Source organism: Paenibacillus sp. P3E, from assembly GCF_001909045.1.
Classification (GTDB): Bacteria; Bacillota; Bacilli; order Paenibacillales; family Paenibacillaceae; genus Paenibacillus_AQ; species Paenibacillus_AQ helianthi.
Window position 1 is genome coordinate 1 of sequence record NZ_LVWH01000158.1, and the last position, 611, is coordinate 611.

1 pseudogene is annotated in these 611 nt (G+C 39.9%); it reads left to right on the forward strand.

Annotation, left to right across the window (positions count from 1 at the left end):
* Window positions 1–424 precede the first annotated feature (424 nt).
* Window positions 425–611 (forward strand): annotated as a pseudogene (locus A3842_RS13015) (IS110 family transposase); the annotation flags it as partial.

Consider the following 611-nt stretch of genomic DNA (forward strand, 5'->3'; position numbering starts at 1 on the left):
TGTTTATACTGATGGAAATGTTGAAGATATAGCTGAATTAATTCAATTACTTAAGAAATTTAATATGACTGTGGCATGGACAACAAAAGACAAAAAAAATAACACTTCAAATGTGAAAGGATTGTTGGGCAAGTTAAATAGCTAAACGGACTTCATATAACATAATATTCACGCTGCGGGCATACGCCCTTGGTCCGGCATTTGTAGGACACCTAGCATACGCTGGGTCGTGAATACAGGAACGTTATATGACATTGCTTAAAGTGCTTCAAAAACGATTTTAGTTCAAAAGCTATAAAGTTCAAGTTCTTTAAGGAGCCATTCCTGTAATGAATTAATTTGAGGTTTGAATGAAAAAAGCGCCAGCTGTATACTGGGAAACGTTCCGTCCAGAGAACAAATTCCAGCGCAGGAGGCACTCAACATGAAGTATAAACAATCGAAGAAACAGAATCAACGGATTATGAGAATTTCCGACAAGACCCTTGTCGTAGGCGCAGACATCGCTAAGGAAACCCATGTGGCCCGAGCCATTGACTTTCGGGGAATTGAACTGGGGAAAGATTGTGTATTCTCCAATACACGAACAGGTCTGGAGCAACTGGTACAGT